Origin of the sequence: Pseudomonas hefeiensis, assembly GCF_030687835.1 — a bacterium.
GTDB lineage: Bacteria > Pseudomonadota > Gammaproteobacteria > Pseudomonadales > Pseudomonadaceae > Aquipseudomonas > Aquipseudomonas hefeiensis.
Genome location: NZ_CP117449.1, coordinates 5346599 through 5368235, shown reverse-complemented (window position 1 = coordinate 5368235; position 21637 = coordinate 5346599). Strand labels below are relative to the sequence as shown.

Below are 21637 nucleotides of genomic sequence, written 5' to 3'. Positions count from 1 at the left end.
TTATGGTTATGGGTATTGGGAGCGGCAGGGTCTTGGCGGTCAGGCGCCAACACTGGAACAATCCAGTGACCATGGGAGGCTAATCAGGGTTCGCGAGCGCGCAGGATATTTTCAGACGCGGCCTGTAGCGCTCTTTAGAAAAAAAACGCTGAGCCGATGGCAAGAGAACAGGCCCGCTCACTCTCCTGCTCTCGGAGCATGCCCATGTTCAACAAGCGCTTGAAGCAGGAGCTTTCGGCTCTTCGCCAGGAACTGTCCAGCCTTATGCAGGTGAAAGAGAGCCTGGACCACGAGATGCTGGCCCTCACGCTGGATGCCGACGGGCGGGTGCAAACGGCCAATCAGAATTTCCTCGACGAAATGCATTACAAGGGCCAGGACCTCATCGGTCGGTCCGTCGAGGACCTGGTTCCGGCTTACCTGAAATCCAATGAGTTCCAGCTGCGTTTCAAGACGGCGCTGACTCGAGGCGAACATTTTTCCGGCGCCGTACGGCTGCTCCGCGGCAACGGCAAGGAAGCCTGGTTGCGTTCGATTCTCCAACCGGTACGGGCGGCTGATGGGCGAATCCGCTATTTCTCAATGTATTCCAATGACCTGACCCGCACCATCGAGGCGTCGCGCGAGCATGAAAACCTCATCGGTGCGCTGGTGCGTTCAACGGCGGTGATCGAATTCGACTTGGCCGGCGACGCCACCGCGCAAGCCATCAGATAGCCCCGACGCTCAATCCCCCAGTGCCTGCCCCTCACGCCGCGGGTCGGCCCCACCGGCCAGTGAGATTTTGCCCTGCACATCACGCACCCGGACGATCGCTTGGGTCCCACTGGTCATGTCGATCTCGCTCACGGCATGGCCTTTGTCTTTCAGCACCTGGATCAGTGCCGGGCTGAACTGACCCTGTTCCAGTTCGGTGGGGCCGTTGCGGCTGCCGAAGTTGGGGAGGTTGATGGCGGTTTGCGCGTCCAGGTCCCAGTCCAGCAGGCCGATCACTGACTTGGCGACGTATTCGATGATTTGGGAGCCGCCCGGTGAGCCGACAGCGGCCAGCAGTTCACCGTTCTGGCGATCGAAGATCAGGGTGGGCGCCATGGACGAGCGGGGGCGTTTGCCGGGTTCGACGCGGTTGGCGACCTTCTGCTGCCCATTTTCTTCGGGGATGAACGAGAAGTCGGTCAACTGGTTGTTAAGCATGAAACCTCGGACCATCAGGTGCGAGCCGAAGGCTGACTCCACCGTGGTGGTCATCGACACAGCACCACCCTGGTCATCCACCGCCACCACTTGCGAGGTGGAGATGCGCAGGGGCGAACGGTCCGGGGCGTAGGCAACCTGGACGCCCGGCGGTGTGCCGGGTTTGGCAATGCCCATGCTGCGCGGACCGATCAGGCGCGCGCGGCTGGCCAGATAACCGGGATCGACCAGGCCTTTGACCGGCACAGGGACGAAGTCCGAGTCAGCGACATACAGGGCGCGGTCGGCGTAGGTCAGGCGTTCGGCTTCGGCGATCAGGTGCACCGCTTCGGACACTGGTTCAATGCCGGCGGGTTTATCGCTCTTGACGGGTTTCAAGGGGGCGAGGGCCATGCGGCCGTCGCGCTGTTCCAATGCCTGCAAAGTCCCGAGGATCTGCGCCACGGCGATCCCGCCCGAAGACGGGGGCGCCATGCCACAGACTTGCCAGCGCTTGTAATCCGTGCACAACGGCGCGCGTTCCCGGGCGGCGTAGCCCTGGAGATCGTCCAGTGACAGGCTGCCGGGGTTGGCATGTTCCTGCACCTTGGCGACGATTTCTTCGGCAATCGGCCCTTTGTACAACGCGTCGGGACCTTCGCTGGCGATGCGCTTGAGCACGTCGGCCAAAGCCGGATTTTTCAGCAGCGTGCCGACCGCTTTCGGGCTGCCATCGGCGTTCAGGAAATAGGCGGCCATGTCCGGCGACTCTGGCAAAGAGGTGTCGGCAGCAATCATCGAGTGCAATCTTGGCGAGATCGCGAAGCCCTGTTCTGCCAGCGCGATGGCCGGTTCGAACAGCGTGGCCCATTCAAGTCGGCCATGTTTGCGATGGGCCAGTTCCAGCGCACGCAACACGCCCGGTGTGCCCACGGAACGGCCGCCTATCTGCGCGGCGGTGAACGGCATGGGTTTGCCATCTGCTTGCAGGAAAAGTGTCTCGCTGGCGCCGGCCGGTGCCGTTTCGCGCCCGTCGTAAGTGCGTACAGCCTTGCCATCCCACAACACGATGAATGCACCGCCACCGATCCCGGAGGACTGCGGCTCCACCAGGGTCAGCACCGCCTGCATGGCGATCGCCGCGTCGATGGCCGAGCCGCCGCGCCGTAACATCTGCCGCCCGGCTTCGGCCGCCAGCGGGTTGGCCGCCGCGGCCATGTGCTTGTCGGCGTGGCGGGTCTGCAAGTCGGTGCGATAGCCGGAGGCGATCTCCGGTGCGACGGGCAATGCTGGGGTTGTAGAGGAGGGCGGGGCCTTACAGGCAACGAGTGCCAGGGCTACAGCCAGTAGCGAAATAGCTGACAGGCGATGAAGATTGGGTTTCAGATCTGCAAGCATATGTCGCTCCATCCGTGGGCCAGGGGATAGGGAACGACTGTAGCGATGCGAGGCGTCTGGCGCAAATCAGCGCGGATCAGAACAAAAAGTGATATCAGCGACAGCAATGCCTCTAAACAATATCAGTCAGGCACAGAACCCTGTGGCGAGGGGATTTATCCCCGCTGGGCTGCGCAGCAGCCCCAAAAAAAGACTGAAAACAATCAGCCTGACAAACCGAGGCGACTGATCTCAGGGTTGCTGCGCAACCCAGCGGGGATAAATCCCCTCGCCACAATGAATCAAGCAAACCGTACGCTGCCAGCCACGCTGCTTTTCTCGAGGCATAAAAAAACGGCTTATCTTTCGATAAGCCGTTTTTAGTACTTGGTGGCTACACAGGGACTTGAACCCCGGACCCCAGCATTATGAATGCTATGCTCTAACCAACTGAGCTATGTAGCCAAGTGTGGCGCGCATTATTCGCCGGTAACGAAGATGTGTCAAGCGTAAATCTGAAATATTTCTCAGCGCTTTCAACCGCTTATCAATCCTCGCAGTAAATACCCGTCAACCGAGTTGAAATCTCCCTGTGTTGGCGCTCAGAGCCTGGCTGCCCTGGCTCAACGTATCCGCTGCGAGGTTCACGGCGCGTGCCCCTTCAAGCAAACGCATGGCCGCCTGGTCGACCTGTTGGATATTGCCGCTGACCTCGTCGGCGGTGCTGGCTTGTTCGTCCACGGCGGTGGCGATTTGCGCCAGGGTGTCGGTGACGCTTTGCACTGCGTTGGCAATTTCTCCCAGTCGCTCGCCAAGGCCGGTGACAGCTTGCGCGTCGGTCTGGGCCTGGTCGCACGCGGCTTCCATCAGGCTGACCGCTTCGTTGACCGTGGCGCGCAGGCTGTCGACGGTGCCAGCAATCTGTTGTGTGTGGAGGACTGGGTGCGTTGCGAAAGGCTGCGCACTTCATCGGCCACCACCGCGAAACCACGGCCCTGTTCCCCAGCGCGCGCAGCTTCGATGGCGGCATTGAGGGCCAGCAGGTTGGTCTGTTCGGCCACACCGCGGATGGTGTCGACCACCAGCTGAATTTGTTGCCCCTGTTCGCTGACCCGGCCCAACGCGGCGGCAGTTTCGTTGAGCCGCTGGTTGAGTTGCTGGATGCTCGCCGTGGTGCGTTGACTGTCGCGGCTGCTGTCGGCAGCGATGCGCCGGGTCTGCTGGGCGCTGTCGGAGGCCTGCTCGCAGCTTCTGGCGACCCCTTGAGAGGTGGCGGCCAGTTGCGTTGCGGCGGCCGCGATCTGGCTGATCTGCATCTGTTGGGCTTCGACTTCCCCCAGGGCGCCGCTGGAGTGAGTGTTGAGGGTGCGAACGGCATTGCTCAACTGCAACGTTTCGTGGTCCACACCCAACAGGCTGTTGCGCAACTGCACCACCGCGACGTTGAGGGCGGTACTGATGGCCGCCAGTTCGTCGCGTCCTTGCACCGGTACTTGCAGGCTGAGGTTGCCGTCACGCAGGGCTTCGGCCAGTAATGTGATACCACTGGCGCTGCGGCGGATGGACGCTTGCAGGCAGACGAAGAGGTAAAGCGCGGCCAGTAGCAGGCAACCCAGCACTGTGGCCACCAGCGTGAACTGGCGGATCGCTGAGGTGTGGTAGTGGTCCAGTCGCGCGTCCAGGGCCATCAGAGACTGCTGACGCAAGGTCGCCAAGTCCGCCAGAAGGGTATCCATGTGCTTCTCGAAATCTTCCGGCTTGAGGTTGATGGAGCCGGCGAACACCCCTTCATCCAATACTTTCAGGCCGGAATCCAGATGCTTGAGGCTGCCCTGGAATTGTCCGGCCCAGGTTTGCAGTTCGCTGGGCAGGCGTGTTTGCAGCACCCCACCGGTTTTGACCAGTTGATCCCGAGCATCGCCGATCCGGCTGCGCAGGTCGCGCAATTGCAGCCGGCTTTGCAGGGTGAATTGACCCGACACAACGGAAGCCTGACCCACGCTGGCCAGGCGACCGACCCGTTCGATCAAGTCCGGCGTCTGCTGGGTCGATATCTGGGTCAGCAGATAGGTTTCCAGCCAGGAGGCGAGGGTCAGGCGATTGTCCATGACGATCTGCTCGCGCAAGCCTTGCAAGGCACTCAGGGCTGAGGTGAAACGGTCATAGCCGTCCGGCCACCAACCTACGGTGCCCAGGCTTTTCGAATCAAGGCCATTGAGACTGGTTTGCAGCGTTTGGTAGCGGGCGAGGGTGTCGGCTTTGGCATCCTCGGTTTGCAAGGTGTTGCCCAGATCACTGGCGGCCTGGTTGAGTGCCGGCTGCACGGCATCGAAAGCTGCCATCGCGGCAAGCGTCGCGGGAGTTGCCTGTCGATTGGTTTCCGTGGCTCGCCAGCGGGCCGCGCGGTTGCGCTGGGCGGCGAGCAGGTTGTCCAGGTTGTCCAGGGCCAGCAACTGGCGTACCCCGGCACGCTCTTCGGAAATCAGGCTGAGTTTGTCGCGATAGTCCTGGCCGATGATCCACAGGCTGCCCATGAGTGGCAGGATGAAAAGCAGGAACAACAACTGAAATTTACGGGCAAAGCCAAAACGCCCCAGCAACCTGATTCCCGGTGATAGAAAAGCCTGCATGCCCATACTCCCCTGAGCACCCTTGCACTATTTTTGTGCGTTTCGACACGGTGTCGAAGCGGGCGCCCTTTTAAAAGGCTTCGAAAGTTTGTCCAGGCCCGCTCTGTAGGCAGGTTCTGTAGCGAAACTTCCCATTCTCGGTCCCCTTTGTAAGGGGCCGCGTTGTAGACCGTTAACAAGGCAAGATTCAGACCATGGCGTTGCGCTATCACCATGTTCGCTGAGAATATTTCAAGTCGGTAGCAAGCTAAGGGGATAGCCTTGCTGCACCGAAAAATGGCACATTGCAGAACCCGCTTCCTGTGCAACCCCGTATGGAAACTTCCATGGCCATCAGCGATACCCAGGTCAATACCGCGTCCATCCCTGCGACGCCCCAAAGCAGCCCCTTGGTCATGCGCATCATCGGTGCCGTGGCGTTGGCGCATTTGATCAACGACCTGATCCAGGCGGTACTGCCTTCTATCTATCCAATGCTCAAGGCCAGTTATGGCCTGACCTTCACCCAGGTTGGCCTGATTACGCTGACTTTCCAAATGACGGCGTCGCTGCTGCAGCCTTGGGTGGGTTATCACACGGATCGACACCCCAAGCCCTGGCTGCTACCGGCCGGTACGGTGTGCACGCTGATCGGTATCGTGATGATGTCCATGGTCGGTAGTTTCGCCATGATTCTGCTGGCCGCCGGTTTGATCGGTATTGGCTCGTCGACCTTTCACCCGGAAGCCTCGCGAGTCGCCAGACTGGCCTCGGGTGGGCGTTACGGCCTGGCACAGTCGACGTTCCAGGTGGGGGGCAACGCCGGTTCCGCATTCGGCCCTTTGCTGGCGGCGGCGATCATCATCCCGTATGGGCAAGGCAACGTGGCCTGGTTCGGGCTGTTCGCACTGTTTGCGCTGTTCGTGCTGTACCGCATCAGCCGCTGGTACGCCAATCATTTGAACCTGTTCAAGCTCAAGCAAGGTCAGGCGGCTACTCACGGTTTATCCAAGGGCCGGGTCTTGAGTGCGCTGGCGGTGTTGGGGCTGCTGGTGTTCTCCAAGTATTTCTACATGGCCAGTTTCACCAGCTACTTCACCTTCTACCTGATCGAGAAGTTCGACCTGTCGGTAGCCTCCTCGCAGTTGCACCTGTTCCTGTTTCTTGGCGCGGTAGCGGCGGGCACTTTTTTTGGTGGCCCTATCGGCGATAAGGTCGGGCGCAAGGCGGTGATCTGGTTCTCGATTCTCGGCGTGGCGCCGTTCACCCTGATCCTGCCTCACGTTGACCTGCTATGGACCAGCATCCTCAGCGTGGTCATCGGCTTCATCCTGGCCTCCGCGTTCTCGGCCATCGTGGTGTATGCCCAGGAACTGGTGCCGGGTAATGTCGGCATGATCGCCGGCGTGTTTTTCGGCTTGATGTTCGGCTTCGGCGGGATTGGCGCTGCACTGCTGGGGCATCTGGCGGACATCCGTGGCATCGAGTATGTGTATTGGTTGTGCTCGTTTTTGCCGTTGTTTGGGGTGTTGGCGATTTTTCTGCCTAAAAGCAGAAAAAACTGACGTATACCCAGCCGGTGGGGGCGAGTTCCCCCGCCGTTCCTTGCAACACAGTTGAATTTCAACGCGTTGAAAAATACCCGCCAACAAGAGCGACTTGACCAGTTGCTTGGATCCGCGACTAAAGTACCGTTCTGTATAAGTCTTAAGTTTGATTTTGTATAAAAGTCGGCCATGTTAATTTGCTGTTGTGGTTGATGGACTGAATGGACGCTGCGGCAATCTTCAAGGGGGTCCGCTGGGGTGACCGGAAAGCAGGTTTCCACATTCTTTCCACCCGCCGCTCTTATTGTCTTGGGACATAAGGCCTTCGGCTCTTGATCTGAATACCTTCACCCCCTCTGGTGAGGTGACTCACGCCCCAACCTGCCACGCTTCAAATACTAATAAAGCAGCTGTATCGCCGTGCCCGTTCAAGGCGATTGCCTCGTGGCCAGCGTAAACAGCAGTGATTGATTGTTATTTACCGTGTCGTGCAAAAGTTTGAGGCTGTCGTCTTAAACGTTGGCAATAAAAAGAATCAGGCAGGGGATGATATGAAGTTCAAATCGTTGCAGGCACGCATTTGTGTCACGGCAGGCGTATGTCTGTTTGTTTCATCAGTCAGCCTGGTTGTTTACGGGCTCTTTACCGCCAGGGTTAATGAGCAATACGTGGCGAGCGAAGTCTCGGCGCTGGTTGAACAATCAACGATCCGGGAGATTCAGAACCTGGCCGAGTCCCGTGCCAATGCCATTCAGGCCAAGCTGCAAAATGCTCTGGATGCGGCCCGCACCATGGCCAACACCTTTGCCTCCAGCAAGGTCTCGCAAAGCCCTTTGGCGTTGGGGCGTGAACAGATCAACACGGTATTGCTCAGCGTTCTAAAAGATAACCCTGACTTCAATGGCACTTACTCCTGCTGGGAGCCGGATGCGCTGGATGGCCAGGATCTTGTGTTCCGTAATGTACAAGACGGCAGTAATCCGTTGACAGGGCGCTTCACGCCTTACTGGACGCGCAGCGCTGGCGGACATGTGGCGGTACAGCCATTGGTAGAGTATGACTCCCCGGATCGTCACCCCAACGGTGTACCCAAAGGGGGTTGGTACAGCGGCCCACGCGACACCCTGAAGGAAAGCGTGCTGGACCCCATTCCTTATGTGGTTCAGGGCAAAAACGTATGGCTGACCACTTTGTCGGTTCCGATCGTAGCCAATGGCAAGTTCTACGGTGTGGTCGGAGCTGACTTCGATATCGACTTTATTCAGAAACTCAGCGAGCAGATGTCGGCCGATCTCTACGGTGGCAAGGGCACGGTGTCGATCCTGAGTAATCAGGGGCTGGTGGTCGCGGACAGTCAGCGAACCGACCTGATTGGTCAGCCCATCAAGGCCTTGTTGCCTGAGTCCTGGGAGAAAGTGCTGCGCGATATCCAGAGTGGTCATGGTGACGGTCTGCTCAATCCGCGCACCCAGCATATCGAAGTACTGATGCCCATTGAGCTGGGGCGCACGGGCAAACCTTGGGCGGTGCTGATTCGCCTGCCCAAGGCTGTGGTCATGACTCAGGCCATTGCCCTGGAGCAGGAGTTACAGGCGCGCAGTATCAGCAACAGCATCTGGCAGGTGTCGGTTGGCCTGGGTATTTCGCTGTTGGCCTTGGCCGCCCTGTGGTTTGCCGCCGCAAAAATCGTCGGGCCGATTCGCGAAGCCGCCGCTTTGGCAGCCAACATCAGCCTGGGGGACTTCTCGCGTCGCCTGGTGCAGAAATCCGAGGACGAAGTAGGCCAGTTGTCTGTCGCGCTCAACGATATGTCTGAAAGTCTGCAACGGCAGGTCAGGGTGGCCGAGCGCATTTCTGAAGGTGATCTGGACCTGGAGGTCCGGTTGTCCTCGCCCCACGACACCCTTGGCAAGTCACTGGAGAAGATGGTCGGTAATCTGAACCAACTGATTGGCGAAGTTCAGGCCAGCGCTACCCAGATCACCGGCAGCTCGGCGCAGGTTACCGACCTGAGCCAGTCATTGTCCGATGGGGCTTCCAATTCCGCATCGTCCATCACCGAAATCAGCGCGGTGATGACGCAAATGGCCGCACAGACCCGGGACAACGCCGCCAACGCCAAAAAAGCCGATGAGCAGTCCCAGGCATCACGGGCCGATGCCGGAGAAAGCGACCAATTGATGAGTGAGCTGATTGCCGCCATGGCCGAAATCGACAATTCGGGCAAAGACATTACCGCAATCATCACCACCATCGATAACATCGCCGCACAAACCAACCTGCTGGCTTTGAACGCGGCCATCGAAGCCGCTAGAGCAGGCGAGTTGGGGCGCGGTTTTGCCGTGGTGGCGGATGAGGTGCGTAGCTTGGCCGCCCGCAGCGCCGAGGCCGCCCAGCAGACGGCCGCACTGATTGCCGATTCTTCGAGCAAAACGCAGCGCGGCATGATCATCGCCGGCCGGACCGCCGAATCGCTGAAAAACATCGTCACCGGAACCAGCGCTGTTTCCAACCTGGTTTCATTGATCTATCAAGCCTCCAGCGAGCAAGCTTCAGGTTTGCAGCAGGCCAGCATCGGGTTGGAACAGATCGATGAAGTGACGCAGAAAAACCAGTCCAACTCACAAGAGTGCGCGGTGGCGGCCAAGGATCTTTCGGAGCGCGCATCCCTGATGCAGCGGGTGTTGGGGCGCTTCAAAGTCAAAAGGGGGTAGTTGGTTGCCTGGTCGGCTTCAGGCGCCTGTCTGGAGCTCGATCAAGCGATATCGCCATATTGACGGGCACACTGTTCACTCAAGATTTATTGTGCGAGGGACCAAACTCCCTCGCCACGGGGTCAATCCAGTTCTTGTTCTTGAATGATCGCAACTGTATTGCGTTGTCTATCAGCGTCTCGATAACGCCCCTGAGGGTGTACTATCAATACTCGCCCATCGGATATCAGTTAGCCATGTCCACGCTAAGCGAAGAGAGCCGTCAGATCGTAGCTTCTCTGGCGCACCGCGTTGGTCCCAACGCTGACATTGCAAAGACCGCCCACGCGATCATTTCCATTTTGCAGGATATAGAAGTGGCCCTGACGCCTGTCATTGGTCAGCAAGGGGTTGCCGCGTTGTTTCGCCGCAGCCTGCGCCTGTGTGGGTCCGCTCATCCGCGCCTGACCAGCGTCTGCGACAAGGTGCAGCCCGGCCGGGTTCTGACCGCCCTTAACTCAGTGCTCGTTGAGCAAAGCGAAGCCGATGCGCTGTTTTTCGGTGAAATGTTGCTGACTATCTTCTACGAGTTGCTGACCACGCTGATCGGACCCTCGCTTACCGCACGTTTGCTTCGTGGCGTGTGGGATTCTTCTTTGAGCGACACCCCTTCGCAGGAAAATTCGCCATGAGCAGCAAAGTGACTATCAACCGCTTGGCCACCGGCGTGCCAGGACTGGACGAGGTCTTGGGCGGAGGATTGCCGGAGTTTTCGTTCAACCTGATCGCCGGCCCGCCCGGTTGCGGCAAGACCACCCTCGCGCACCAGATGATGTTTGCCCTGGCGACCCCCGAACGTCCGGCACTGTTTTTTACCGTGCTGGGTGAGCCGCCGCTGAAGATGCTGCGCTATCAGCAACAGTTCGATTTCTTCGACAGCGACGCGATCAATCATTCGATCCGCTACGTCAACCTGGCTGACGACACCCTGGCCGGGGATTTGGACGAGGTGCTGCGGCGCATTGTCAGCGAGGTGGAGGCTCACTCCCCGGCGCTGGTGTTCGTTGACTCGTTCCGCTCGGTAGTGCTGGCCAGCCAGACCCAGGACAACCCGAATAACAACTTGCCGCAGTTCGTCCAGCAACTGGGCATGTTGATGACCACCTGGCAGGCCACGACTTTCCTGATTGGTGAGTATTTCACCGAAACCGATACCAACCCGATTTTCACCGTGGCCGACGGGCTGATCTGGCTGCGCCAGAGCGTTCAGCGCAATTCCATGGTGCGCAAGATGGAAATCATGAAGATGCGCGGCCAGCCGACGCTGCCGGGTCTGCATACCTTCCGTATCGCCTCGTCCGGGATCAGGGTATTTGCCCCTGCTCCCTTCAAGCCGAGCGAAGCACCGCTGGAGTTCCCCATCAACCGCTTGGGGATGGGAGTGCCGCAGCTCGACGAAATGCTCGGTGGTGGCCTGCCGCGCGGTTATTCCCTGTTGGTGGCTGGCCCGTCGGGCTCTGGAAAAAGCATTCTCGCGGCATCTTTCCTCGCCGAAGGCGCGCGAAATGGTGAAAACGGCGTGATTGCGGTGTTCGAGCAGCGCCCCAATCACTCCCAGAACGCCACCCTCTCAAACTTGATTCAAAGCGGTAAAGTCGGATTGGTGGATAGCCGCGCTCCAGACCTGTCCATCGACGAGATCGTGCAGTTGCTGTTGAGCGAGATTGCTCGCCTGAACGCAACCCGGGTGGTGATTGACTCGCTGTCGGGTTTCGAACTGGCCCTGGCGCCGACCTTTCGCGAAGATTTTCGCGAGTCACTGTCGCGTATGGTCACCGCATTGACCAGCGCCGGTGTCAGTGTATTGATGACCTCGGAGTTGGAGGATCGCTACACGGATCTGCGTTTCAGTCCTTACGGCACGGCTTTTCTCACCGACGCAATCATCGTTCAGCGCTACATTGAAGTGCAAAGCCGCTTATTGCGCATCATGGCTGTGGTCAAGGTGCGGGCCAGCGCTCACTCCGATGAGTTACGCCTTTACAGCATCGACGATAGCGGTTTGCAGATCGGTGAAATGTTGCCGGACCAGGAAGGTTTGCTCGGAGGTCGGCCTACCCGGCAGCTTTCTGGCAAAGACACAGGATGAGCCATCATCATGAATGAGGCCAACGGCGGGAATGAGCAGGCGAAGGCGACGGCCGCTCGCGAGCTGTTCCTGCTCGGCCAGAAAACCGTCGAGGCGCGCGCGGTGCTGGCCGCGCTGCACAAGGAACTGAACGACGCCAACACCCAACTCGCCGATAAGCAACAAGTCGAGCAACTGATCGAGGCCAATCAACAGTTGGTCCTGGCGATCCTGTCGGCCCAGTCCGAGGCTGAAAAACCGGCATTCACGCAGGCAGAACAACAATTGTATCTGCAGATGCGCGAAGCCAATGAGCAATTGGTCATTGCCGCCCTCAGCGCGCAACACCTGCAAGACTCGGCCGAACGGGCGCTGGAGCGCCAGCGTAGCGTTCTCGCCTTGGTCGCCCACGAACTGCGCAATCCGCTGACGCCCATCAGCATGATTGCCGGTCGGCTGGTGCGGGTGCCCAGTGAGGAGTTGCCGCGCATGCAGACGTTGATCGAAGGTCAGGTCCGGCACATGTCTCGATTAGTTGAGGACTTGCTCGATGTCTCCCGCGTCAGCACCGGCAAGTTTCGTCTCGATTGCCAAATCGTCGATATGGTTCAGATCATTCGTGAGGCCATCGATATCTGTAAACCGGTCATGATCAGCGGCAATTTGCTGTTCAGCGCCACACTGCCCGAGTGTGCCCTGCTGGTGTACGGCGATCCGGTGCGGCTTGCTCAGATTCTCGGCAACCTGCTGGGGAATGCGGCCAAATACACCCCCGTGGGGGGCACCGTCGTACTGTCGGTCACCGTCGAAGGTAGTGTCTTGCAGGTAAGCATCTGCGATACCGGCATAGGTATTTCGGCCAAGGCACTGCCGTTTATTTTTGAACCCTTTGTGCAGGATGTTCACGCCATCGGCTTCAACGGCGCTGGCCTGGGCATTGGTCTGACGGTGGTGCGCGAGTTGGTCGAAAGCCACGGTGGCACAGTGCTCGGCAAGAGTGAGGGCGATGGCAAGGGAAGCGAGTTCGTGGTGAGGTTGCCGTTGGCAAGCTAATGAGGTGGCGCAGGCGTCCCATCTCCCGGCTCGTTCGGTTCGGGTGTGTCAGATTCTGTAATAATTCGATGCGTATGACGCGTTCGGAAACATTATAGGATCACCTCCCCAACTATTTTCAGGTCTATATGAACACCCTTCTGGAGCCTCCCGGTCGTTTTTTTCAATTCGCGCCCTGTACCAGTCCGCTCTGTGTTACCCAGCGTATATCCGGTTTTTCCGGCTCGCCGGACCTCCAAATTCTATCTGCAGGCTTCTCAGCGATTCCTCTCCGCGAGAGTAACGGTGTCGTCTCTCACGCTGTGCCTCGCTCTATCCGCTTGATAAAGTTTTTTCCTCTCGCGCCTTTCGCCGCGACTCTACGAGAGGTTGGATAACCCCTATGGAATGGATTGCTGATCCGACGGCATGGCTAGGCCTGCTGACCCTGATCGTGCTGGAGCTGGTGCTCGGCATTGATAACCTTGTGTTCATCGCCATCCTGGCTGACAAACTGCCGCCGGAGCAGCGCGATCGGGCCCGTATCATTGGCCTGTCGCTGGCATTGTTGATGCGTCTTGGCCTGCTGGCCAGCATCTCCTGGATGGTGACCCTGACCGAGCCGTTGTTCGAGGTCTTCGACAAGACGTTCTCGGGCCGGGACCTGATCATGCTGTTCGGTGGTGTGTTCCTGTTGTTCAAGGCCACCATGGAGTTGCATGAACGACTCGAGGGGCATGTGACAGAGCGTACAGGTAACGCCGCCTATGCGATGTTCTGGCCCATCGTTGCGCAGATTGTGGTGCTGGACGCGGTCTTCTCCCTGGACGCCGTGATCACTGCCGTGGGCATGGTGGAGCATCTGTCGGTCATGATGATCGCGGTGATTTTCTCCATCGGCCTGATGATCATCGCAAGTAAGCCCCTGACCAACTTCGTCAACGGTCATCCCACTGTCATCATGCTCTGCCTGGGCTTTTTGATGATGATCGGCTTCAGCCTCACGGCTGAAGGCCTGGGTTTCCACATTCCGAAAGGTTATCTCTACGCAGCGATCGGTTTCTCGATCCTGATCGAACTGTTCAACCAACTGGCTCGCTCACGTCGCAAGAAGAGCATGCAAGGTCATCGTCCTATGCGCGCGCGCACCGCGCATGCCGTCATGCGTTTGCTGGGCGGACAAAAGTTGGGGGCTGATGAAGTCGGTGAAGAAATTGCTGACATGCTGTCAGGCGATGAAGCCGAACAGGTCTTCCACCGACGCGAACGGGTCATGATCAGCGGCGTGCTTCAATTGGCAGAGCGGCCCATACGCAGCGTCATGACTCATCGCGCAGAAATCGACCACATTGACCTGGCCGATTCCCAAGACGAGATCCGCACCCGGCTGATGCACTCGTCGTATTCCAGGTTGCCGTTGATCCGCGAAGGACGTGTGGATGAACCCTTGGGGTTCATCCACAAGAAGGAGTTGCTCAAGGAACTGTTGGCGGGCAACCAGCCGAATCTGGAAGCCATGGCTCGCAAGGCCATCAACCTGCTGGACAACTTCACGATTCTCAACGCGCTGGAGCAGATGCGCAAAGAGTCGACCCACATCGCCTTCGTGGTGAACGAGTTCGGTGATTTCATTGGTCTTCTTACCATGACCGATATTCTCGAATCCATCGCGGGTGAACTGCCCGATGCCAGTGAAATAGAAGGTCCGAACATCGTGGCCCAGGATGACGGCTTTCTGGTCAGCGGTGCGCTGAATCTCAGCCAGGTTCGCGAACACATCGGCTTCCAGGCGAAGGCGACGGATGACTATCAGACGCTCGCCGGGCTGGTCATGAGCTTGCTGGACCGCTTGCCGATCATCGGAGACAAACTCGATTGGCAGGAGTGGAGCATGACCGTTGTCGAGGTTGAGGAACGTCGGGTGACGAGGGTGCTGTTGCGTAAAAGATAACGTGGAAGAGATGGGGCCGCATTCGCGGCCTCGTTTGTTTGAAACGTATGGCGGCCCTCTATCACTGGTGAAAATCCCTAGACGAAAAAAATCCCCGTATCAGCAATGATTACGGGGATTTTTTCGTCTAGGGACGTCCGTGTGACTCCACTGGCTCCATTAAACGTTGAAGCGGAAGTGCATCACGTCGCCATCCTTGACGATGTATTCCTTGCCTTCCAGGCGCCATTTACCGGCTTCCTTGGCGCCGGCTTCACCCTTGTACTGGATGAAGTCTGCGTAGGCGATGACTTCGGCGCGGATGAAGCCTTTTTCGAAGTCGGTGTGGATCACGCCAGCGGCTTGCGGGGCGGTAGCGCCGACGCGTACGGTCCAGGCGCGGACCTCTTCGACACCGGCAGTGAAGTAGGTCTGCAGGTGAAGCATTTCATAACCGGCGCGGATCACGCGGTTCAGGCCGGGCTCTTCCAGGCCCAGGGCCTCGAGGAACATGTCTTTCTCTTCACCATCGTCCAGCTCGGCGATTTCCGCTTCGATCTTGTTGCAGACCGGAACGAGCATGGCGCCTTCTTCTTCGGCAATGGCCTTGACCACGTCCAGCAGCGGGTTGTTCTCGAAACCGTCTTCAGCGACGTTGGCGATGTACATGACCGGCTTGGTGGTCAGCAGGTGGAAGCCACGAATAACCGCTTTTTCGTCGGCGTTCATGCTCTTCATCAGGGTGCGCGCCGGCTTGCCGAGGGTGAAGTGAGCAATCAATTGCTCCAGCATGGCTTTCTGGACCACTGCATCCTTGTCACCACCCTTGGCGTTGCGGGTGACTTTCTGCAGTTGCTTCTCGCAGCTGTCGAGGTCGGCGAAGATCAGCTCCAGGTCGATGATCTCGATGTCACGCTTGGGGTCGACGCTGTTGGATACGTGAATCACGTTCTCGTCTTCAAAGCAGCGCACCACGTGAGCGATGGCATCGGTCTCGCGGATGTTGGCCAAAAATTTGTTACCCAGGCCTTCACCTTTCGAGGCGCCAGCCACCAGGCCTGCGATGTCGACGAATTCCATGGTGGTCGGCAGGATACGCTTGGGATTGACGATGGCCGCCAGGGCTTCCAGGCGCGCGTCCGGCATTGGCACGATACCGGTGTTCGGCTCGATGGTGCAGAAGGGGAAGTTCTCGGCCGCGATACCAGATTTGGTCAGGGCGTTGAACAGGGTGGACTTGCCGACGTTAGGCAGGCCGACGATGCCGCAATTGAATCCCATGGTGTTTCCCCTCGGAGTAGAGTCAGGCCTTCTGGCTGTGCAGGTTTTTCATCGCGCGGTTCCATTCACCGGCGAGGATATCCGGCAGCACGCCGAGGGCAAAGTCGATGCTGGCATCGAGTTTTTCCTGTTCGGCGCGAGGCGCACGACCCAGGACAAAATTTGAAACCATACTGGCAACGCCCGGGTGGCCGATGCCGAGCCGCAGGCGGTGAAAGGTATTCTGATTACCCAGTTGCGCGATGATGTCGCGTAACCCGTTGTGACCGCCATGGCCGCCGCCCTGCTTGAGCTTGGCAACGCCCGGAGGCAGGTCGAGTTCGTCGTGGGCCACCAGGATTTCTTCAGGCTTGATGCGAAAGAAACCGGCCAATGCCGCCACGGCCTGGCCGCTGCGGTTCATGTAGGTGGTGGGAATCAACAGACGAACATCCTGACCCTGATGCGAGAAGCGCCCGGTCAGGCCGAAATATTTGCGATCGGCCGCCAGGCTGACGCCTTGTGCGTGCGCGATGCGCTCAACAAAAAGGGCCCCTGCGTTATGCCGGGTCTGTTCGTATTCGGCGCCTGGATTTCCCAGGCCAACGATCAGTTTAATGGCAGTCACGATAGGGGCCCTTCCTGGAGTGTGGATAACAACGTCGCGCTCAAACGGTGTTGCGACAGTGGGACGAAAATGGCGGATCTACCGTTAAGTAAACTTCGCGTTCTCGCCCGCTGTTTCGCTACGTTCCAGTCCGCGATGTTTCCGGTCACTCCGGCGACAGAGTGAAATTACTCTGCAGCTTCTTCTTCAGTCGCTTCTGGAGCAACACGTGGGGCGTGGACGTTGGCAACAGCCTTGTCATCGCCGTGCGCCAGGGCAACAAACTCAACGCCTTTAGGAGCTTTGAGGTCGGACAGGTGAATGATCGTGCCGACTTCGGCGTCAGCCAGGTCGACTTCGATGAATTCAGGCAGGTCTTTTGGCAGGCAGGTCACTTCCAGCTCGGAAGTCACGTGCGAGATTTCGCCGCCTTTCTTGACCGGAGCAGCTTCGTTGATGAAGTGCACTGGAACAACAGCAGTCAGCTTCTGACCGGCAATAACGCGTACGAAGTCAGCGTGCATCACGTGGCCTTTGGCCGGGTGACGCTGCAGGGCTTTGATTACGACGTTTTGCTTGGTGCCGCCAACGTTCAGCTCGATGATGTGGCTGTAGGCCGCTTCGTTTTCGAGCAGTTTGGCAACTTCTTTGGCCAGCATGCTGATGGACTCAGGGGCTTTGTCGCCACCGTAGACTACAGCTGGAACCAGGCTTGCGAGACGACGCAGGCGGCGGCTCGCACCTTTCCCCAGGTCGGAACGCACTTCAGCATTCAGGGTAAAATCGTTCATGTTGTATCTCCAAAATAACCACATTCGCCCCAGCGTTTGCGACCAGCGCTAAAGGCGATATGGGCAAAAAAGCCCCGCCCCGGCAGTTAATGTCGGGGCGGGGCGCTTTTCGTCAACGAGATGTTATGGAAAGGGCAGGGCCCTTAACGGAACATCGCACTGATCGATTCTTCATTGCTGATGCGGCGAACCGCTTCGGCAACAACCGGCGCGATATCCAGTTGACGGATACGCGCACAGGCTTGTGCAGCAGCGGACAGCGGGATGGTGTTAGTGACCACCAGCTCGTCCAGCACGGAATTTTCAATGTTTTCGATCGCTCGACCCGACAGCACAGGGTGTGTGCAGTAGGCAAAGACCTTGGCCGCGCCATGCTCTTTCAGGGCCTTGGCCGCGTGGCACAGGGTGCCGGCGGTATCGACCATGTCGTCGACGAGAATACAGGTACGCCCTTCGACGTCACCGATGATATGCATCACTTCGGAGTGATTGGCTTTCTCACGGCGTTTGTCGATGATACCCAGATCAACGCCCAGGGATTTGGCAACGGCCCGTGCACGCACGACGCCGCCAATGTCCGGGGACACGATCATCAGGTTTTCGAAGCGCTGATCTTCAATGTCATCCACCAGAACCGGGGAGCCGTAGATGTTATCCACGGGAATATCGAAGAAGCCCTGAATCTGGTCAGCATGCAGATCGACCGTGAGCACACGATCGATGCCGACTACGGTAAGCATGTCAGCCACGACTTTCGCGCTGATTGCCACACGTGCGGAACGCGGACGGCGATCCTGACGGGCATAACCAAAGTAAGGAATAACAGCAGTAATACGAGTTGCTGAGGAGCGGCGGAAGGCATCAGCCATCACGACGAGTTCCATCAGGTTATCGTTGGTCGGAGCGCAAGTCGGCTGAATAATGAAGACGTCTTTACCGCGAACGTTTTCATTGATCTCGGCAGTGATTTCGCCGTCGGAGAATTTACCGACAGAGATGTCACCGAGAGGGATATGCAGCTGACGTACAACACGCCGAGCCAGATCGGGGTTAGCGTTCCCCGTAAAGACCATCATCTTGGACACGCGCAGTACCTGAAGGCTGAGGGTATACCTGGATGAGTATAGGAAAATGGCAGGGGCGGCTGGATTCGAACCAACGCATGGCAGGATCAAAACCTGCTGCCTTACCGCTTGGCGACGCCCCTGTATCTGTTGCTGCGAGTGCCCAGCACTCGATTCCTTTAGAGCAGACTTTGCAGCTTGCGATGCAACATCGAAACGTTGCTTCCTTTTGCTACAAACCCTGTAAGGGTCTCTGTCAGAAGGGCCGAGACTTTATCAGCTTCAGCTTTGCTTGGGAAGCCCCCAAACACACAACTTCCAGTTCCGGTGAGTTTTGCTTCGGTAAATTTACCTAACAAATTCAAAGCGTTACGAACATCTGGATAACGCCTTGCTACCACCGGTAAGCAGTCATTTCGACTGTTTCCCTTGGGAACGGGGCGCACTTTAATGGGCGGAGAGTTACGTGTCAACAGTGGATCTGAAAAAATTTCTGCTGTACTTACAGATACTTGCGGCACCAGCACCAAGTACCAGGGTTCCTCGGGCTCTACCGGTGTGAGTTTTTCCCCGACGCCCTCGGCAAAAGCGGCGTGGCCCCGTACGAAAACCGGCACGTCGGCGCCCAGCGTCAGGCCCAATGCGGCCAGGCGATCGGCGTCCCAACCCAGCTGCCACAGGTGGTTGAGCCCCAGCAAAGTCGTCGCGGCGTTTGAGCTGCCGCCGCCGATGCCGCCACCCATGGGCAGGATTTTTTCGATCCAGATATCAATGCCCAGCGAGCAACCGGATTGCTCCTGAAGTTTTCTCGCGGCTTTGACGATCAGGTTGCTGTCGTGAGGAACGCCTTGGAATTCGGTGTGCAGGTGAATCACGCCGTCGTCACGCACGGCAAAGGTGATTTCATCGCCGTAGTCGAGAAACTGAAAGATCGTCTGCAACTCGTGATAGCCGTCCGGGCGACGGCCCAGGATGTGCAGCATCAGGTTGAGCTTGGCCGGGGAGGGTAGGGTCAGGCGTGCAGCGGTCATGTCATTGCCCCAGCTTGCGCGGCTGCCATCGCTTGATCACCAGCGTGACGTCCAGGTTACTGCCATGCAGTTTGATGCGTTCGGGCAACCAGTAGCCGTTTTGCTCGGCGTAGCTTAAGTATTCGATTTGCCAGTCATCCTGTTCAAGATTGGACAGGCGGCTGTCGGCGTCGAGGGTCAGGCGGCTTTTGCTGTCCGGTGCTGGCAGGCCGCGAACCCACCAGGTCAGGTGGGATACGGGCAGCTTCCAGCCCAACTGCTCCTCCAGCAAAGCTTCCGGGGAGGGGGACTCGTAGCGACCCTGATTGGCCACTTCCAGCGAAACCTGGCCGGGCCGGCCGGTCAGGCGCGCGGCGCCGCGACCCAGCGGGCCGGACAGGCGAATGTCGTAGTAGTCCTGGCGTTGCAGCCAGAACAGGGTGCCACTGCCCGAGTCTTTTGGTGCGCGTATGCCTATCTTGCCGTCGATCTGCCAGCCATCGAGACCGCTCAGTTGTTGTTTGTGTTCACGCCATTGGGCCGGGTTGCCGTGGCCCTGGACGGACTCTCGGGCACCGAAGCCGGCGCAACCGGCGAGCAGGGCGATAAAGCTGAAAACGATGAAGTGGCGCAAAAACATAATTTTAAAGGGTCTCTGATCCGGTCAGGCGTTTGATGGTGCTGCGCAAGATGGGGCTGTCGGGCTGTTCCTTGAGGAACTTGCTCCAGATCTGCCGGGCTTCGCGCTGTTTGCCGTTGGCCCACAGGACTTCGCCCAGGTGCGCGGCGACTTCCTGGTCGGGAAAGCGCTCCAGGGCCAGGCGCAGCAGGCGTTCGGCCTCGTCGAGGTTCCCCAGGCGGAAATGCACCCAGCCAAGACTGTCGAGCACCGCCGGGTCTTCCGGGTTGAGCTGGTGGGCCTGTTCGATCAGCACCTTGGCTTCTGCGTATCGGGTGGTGCGATCGGACAAGGTGTAACCCAGGGCATTGAGGGCCATGGCATTGTTGGGGTCGCGCTGGATGATCAAGCGCAGGTCTTTCTCCATCTGGGCCAGGTCATTGCGTTTTTCCGCCAGCATGGCGCGGGTATACAACAGGTTCAGGTCTTCGGGGTACTGTTTCAGCGCCTGATCGAGCACGGTCCAGGCTTTGTCGCCCTGATTATTGGCCGACAGGGTTTCGGCCTCGATCAAGTACAACTGGATGCCATAGTCCGGCTGGGTGTCTCGCTGCACGGCGAGGCGACTCTGGGCCTCAGCCGTTTTGCCGTTGCTCATCAGGATGTCGGCCTGGCGCAACTGGGCCGGCAGATAGTCGTTGCCTGGGCCGACCTGAGCGTACTCAAGCAGCGCACTTTCGGGGTCGTTGCGTTCTTCAGCGATACGGCCCAGGTTCAGGTGAGCCGAGTCGACATGGGTTCCCCGTGCAATCAGGTCTTCCAAGTGAACCTTGGCTTCTTCCCAAGCCTTGGCTTCCAGGCAAACCAATGCCAGGGAATAGCGCAATTCATCGTCTTCAGGGTACTGCTGAACCAGGTTGGAAAACTCCACCTTGGCGTCGTCCATGCGGTTGTTTTCCACCAGCATGCGCGCGTAAGTGAGGCGCAGGCGCTTGTCGTCCGGGTATTGCCTGATGCTTTTTTCCAGCAACGGCAGGGCTTCGTCGCCGCGGTTCGAGCCTTGCAGCAAGCGTGCGCGAAGCAGAATCGGCGCCACTTCACCCGCTTGCGGCGGGTTGTCTTCCAACAGGGTAAGGGCACCTTGGGTGTCGCCATCCTGTTGCAGCAGCAGGGCCTTGCCGAAAATCAGTTGGCCGTTGTTGGGGTGACGCTGCAGCAGGCGATCGAAGCTTTTTGTCAGGCCGTCGCGGGTTTCCTGGTCGGTATCGGCCGCTGACAGCGCAAGAAAATCGAAATGGGTGTCGCCCTTGCCCAGCAGGACTTTTTCCATATACGTCATGGAGTCGTCGTAGCGTCCGGCCCGCGCCAGTTGCACGGCGGCGGCGCGTTGCGCTTCGAGGTCTTGCGGTGCGTTTTTGGCCCAGATCAGCGCGGTGTCCAGGGCGGGCTGATCGGCACCCAGGTATTCGGCAATACGAAACGCCCGCTCGGAGATGCCCGGGTCCTGGGTGTTGATGGCTTGGGTGACGTAGTTGTCCAGCGCAATGTCGAAACGATTGCGCTGGCCTGCCAGTTCGGCGCTCAGCAGGCTGAAAATGGTTTCTTCGCTGAACGAGCCGTAGACCTTGGGCTTTTCAGGGGCCTGGGTGCTGTCTTCGACCGGCGGCGTACCGTCTGTCGACACGGGGGCCATGGACTGGCAGCCGCTGAGCAAGGCAAAAGCGAGGAGCAACGCGGAAGATCTATTCATATAGGAAAAGGACGACTAACCTGCGGTCGGATCATCATGACACAAGC

At 58.6% G+C, this 21637-nt stretch carries 14 protein-coding genes, 2 tRNA genes and 2 pseudogenes; 7 read left to right on the top strand and 11 right to left on the bottom strand.

Translation table 11 applies throughout. The features are described from left to right. Nucleotides 1-204 precede the first annotated feature (204 nt). Nucleotides 205-693, top strand: a pseudogene (locus tag PSH57_RS24180) (PAS domain-containing protein); the annotation flags it as partial. A gap of 33 nt (nucleotides 694-726) precedes the next feature. On the opposite strand, the gene ggt reads toward PSH57_RS24180, so the two are convergent. The 3 genes and pseudogenes from ggt to PSH57_RS24165 all read right to left on the bottom strand — a co-directional run bounded on the left by ggt (nucleotide 727) and on the right by PSH57_RS24165 (nucleotide 5180). Beyond that, nucleotides 727-2571: a gamma-glutamyltransferase gene (ggt, locus tag PSH57_RS24175; protein WP_305444769.1), complete on the bottom strand. Its 1845-nt coding sequence runs from the start codon at nucleotides 2569-2571 to the stop codon at nucleotides 727-729. A 367-nt stretch (nucleotides 2572-2938) separates the two neighbouring features. Beyond that, nucleotides 2939-3015: transfer RNA gene (locus PSH57_RS24170), tRNA-Met, on the bottom strand. Nucleotides 3016-3120: 105 nt separating this feature from the next. Next, nucleotides 3121-5180 (bottom strand): annotated as a pseudogene (locus tag PSH57_RS24165) (methyl-accepting chemotaxis protein). A gap of 326 nt (nucleotides 5181-5506) precedes the next feature. Here PSH57_RS24165 and PSH57_RS24160 point away from each other — a divergent pair. The 6 genes from PSH57_RS24160 (at nucleotide 5507) to PSH57_RS24135 (ending at nucleotide 14510) form a co-directional block, all read left to right on the top strand. Then, entirely contained in the window at nucleotides 5507-6724 is a 1218-nt protein-coding gene (locus PSH57_RS24160; RefSeq protein WP_305385895.1) for an MFS transporter, read from the top strand. 533 nt (nucleotides 6725-7257) lie between these two features. Then, nucleotides 7258-9420, top strand: coding sequence for a methyl-accepting chemotaxis protein (locus PSH57_RS24155; protein WP_305385894.1), 2163 nt, complete (start codon nucleotides 7258-7260; stop codon nucleotides 9418-9420). Between the two features lie 140 nt (nucleotides 9421-9560). Further along, nucleotides 9561-10091: a hypothetical protein gene (locus PSH57_RS24150; protein ID WP_305385893.1), complete on the top strand. Its 531-nt coding sequence runs from the start codon at nucleotides 9561-9563 to the stop codon at nucleotides 10089-10091. Next, the gene (locus PSH57_RS24145) at nucleotides 10088-11548 is read left to right on the top strand and encodes an ATPase domain-containing protein (RefSeq protein WP_305385892.1); all 1461 of its coding nucleotides are present in this window, start codon (nucleotides 10088-10090) and stop codon (nucleotides 11546-11548) included. The genes PSH57_RS24150 and PSH57_RS24145 overlap by 4 nt, the downstream gene beginning before the upstream one ends. Before the next feature lie 9 nt (nucleotides 11549-11557). Further along, nucleotides 11558-12580, top strand: a complete 1023-nt coding sequence (locus tag PSH57_RS24140; RefSeq protein ID WP_305385891.1) for a sensor histidine kinase — start codon at nucleotides 11558-11560, stop codon at nucleotides 12578-12580. 382 nt (nucleotides 12581-12962) lie between these two features. Beyond that, nucleotides 12963-14510, top strand: a complete 1548-nt coding sequence (locus tag PSH57_RS24135) for a TerC family protein (protein ID WP_305444767.1) — start codon at nucleotides 12963-12965, stop codon at nucleotides 14508-14510. A 159-nt stretch (nucleotides 14511-14669) separates the two neighbouring features. Here the strand turns inward: PSH57_RS24135 and ychF are convergent, their stop codons facing one another. The 8 genes from ychF to PSH57_RS24095 form a co-directional block, all read right to left on the bottom strand. Further along, the gene (ychF, locus tag PSH57_RS24130) at nucleotides 14670-15770 is read right to left on the bottom strand and encodes a redox-regulated ATPase YchF (protein ID WP_305385889.1); all 1101 of its coding nucleotides are present in this window, start codon (nucleotides 15768-15770) and stop codon (nucleotides 14670-14672) included. A 22-nt stretch (nucleotides 15771-15792) separates the two neighbouring features. Then, nucleotides 15793-16377 (bottom strand): aminoacyl-tRNA hydrolase, encoded by a 585-nt coding sequence (gene pth, locus PSH57_RS24125; protein ID WP_003185374.1) that lies wholly within the window; start codon nucleotides 16375-16377, stop codon nucleotides 15793-15795. 167 nt (nucleotides 16378-16544) lie between these two features. Further along, nucleotides 16545-17147, bottom strand: a complete 603-nt coding sequence (locus tag PSH57_RS24120; RefSeq protein ID WP_305385888.1) for a 50S ribosomal protein L25/general stress protein Ctc — start codon at nucleotides 17145-17147, stop codon at nucleotides 16545-16547. A 143-nt stretch (nucleotides 17148-17290) separates the two neighbouring features. After that, the gene (locus tag PSH57_RS24115) at nucleotides 17291-18232 is read right to left on the bottom strand and encodes a ribose-phosphate pyrophosphokinase (RefSeq protein ID WP_003171603.1); all 942 of its coding nucleotides are present in this window, start codon (nucleotides 18230-18232) and stop codon (nucleotides 17291-17293) included. Nucleotides 18233-18279: 47 nt separating this feature from the next. Further along, nucleotides 18280-18354 (bottom strand) — tRNA-Gln (locus PSH57_RS24110). 36 nt (nucleotides 18355-18390) lie between these two features. Continuing rightward, entirely contained in the window at nucleotides 18391-19242 is an 852-nt protein-coding gene (ispE, locus tag PSH57_RS24105) for a 4-(cytidine 5'-diphospho)-2-C-methyl-D-erythritol kinase (RefSeq protein WP_256230952.1), read from the bottom strand. Between the two features lies 1 nt (nucleotide 19243). Beyond that, nucleotides 19244-19861, bottom strand: a complete 618-nt coding sequence (gene lolB / locus PSH57_RS24100; RefSeq protein ID WP_305385887.1) for a lipoprotein insertase outer membrane protein LolB — start codon at nucleotides 19859-19861, stop codon at nucleotides 19244-19246. Between the two features lie 4 nt (nucleotides 19862-19865). Continuing rightward, a complete protein-coding gene (locus tag PSH57_RS24095) occupies nucleotides 19866-21590 on the bottom strand; it encodes a tetratricopeptide repeat protein (RefSeq protein ID WP_305385886.1) in 1725 nt (574 codons plus the stop codon). Nucleotides 21591-21637 lie beyond the last annotated feature (47 nt).